Raw genomic sequence first — 1,007 nt, forward strand, 5'->3', positions numbered from 1 at the left:
CGTTCAAATCCACGGTCGAATCGCATGAACCGGTAATTGATGTTGCCGATGAACTTTTCGATGATAACAGTTTTGTTCGTGTATTCGGCAAACCCGAAGCGCACGTCGGACGACGTATGGCGGTTGTTTTGGTCTTTGATAAAGTGAACAAAGCCCTCAAAAAAGCGAAGAAATTGATTAAAAAGATTCAGGACGCATGAAAATCGTCATTTTAGATGCACTAACGTATGGTGATACGCCGTTAGCGGGATTTGAATCTTTGGGCGATGTGGCGGTTTATCAGACGACATCTGCCGATGAAACGATAGAGCGCGTTCGAGAGGCGGAAGTGATCGTTACCAACAAGGTCGTTATTAACGACACGGTCATGGAAAGCGCACCGAATCTAAAGCTTATCTGTGTCGCGGCGACGGGGATGAACAATATCGACCATGATGCGGCATTGCGTCGCGGAATTACCGTTAAAAATGTGGCAGGATATTCGACCGATGCGGTCGTTCAACATACCTTTTCGATGTTGTTTTACCTGATGGGACACAGCCGTTATTATGACGAGTATGTCAAAAGCGGTGAGTGGCAGAAGGAGGCGGTATTCGCCCATATCGGACCTTCGTTCAGCGAGCTTCACGGAAAAATGTGGGGAATTATCGGACTGGGTGAAATCGGTCGCGGTGTGGCAAATGTAGCGAAAGCTTTCGGTGCTAACGTTTGTTACACCTCGACATCGGGGAAAAATGAGAACAGCGATTTTGAGAAAACGACCCTCAGCCGTTTGATCGAAAACAGCGATATTATCTCCATCCATGCACCGCTGAACCGATCAACGGAAAATCTGATCTCCCATTCGGAACTGTTGCAGATGAAAGACGGAGCGGTACTTTTGAATCTCGGACGCGGCGGAATCGTCGATGAGGATGCTCTTTCGGTTATCATCGATGTGAAACCAATCTTTGTCGGTTTGGATGTGTTAGTCAAAGAGCCGATGAAAACGCCACACCCGTTGTTAG

At 47.5% G+C, this 1,007-nt stretch carries 1 protein-coding gene and 1 pseudogene; both read left to right on the forward strand.

Annotated elements, in window-relative coordinates; translation table 11 throughout:
- Window positions 1-200, forward strand: a pseudogene (gene purT, locus A3G19_RS07710) (phosphoribosylglycinamide formyltransferase 2); the annotation flags it as partial.
- The coding region (locus A3G19_RS07715; protein ID WP_294871750.1) for a D-2-hydroxyacid dehydrogenase at window positions 197-1,007 on the forward strand (811 nt) is incomplete at its 3' end. The pseudogene purT and the gene A3G19_RS07715, both read left to right, overlap by 4 nt.

The organism is Sulfuricurvum sp. RIFCSPLOWO2_12_FULL_43_24 (genome assembly GCF_001829605.1).
Classification (GTDB): domain Bacteria; phylum Campylobacterota; class Campylobacteria; order Campylobacterales; family Sulfurimonadaceae; genus Sulfuricurvum.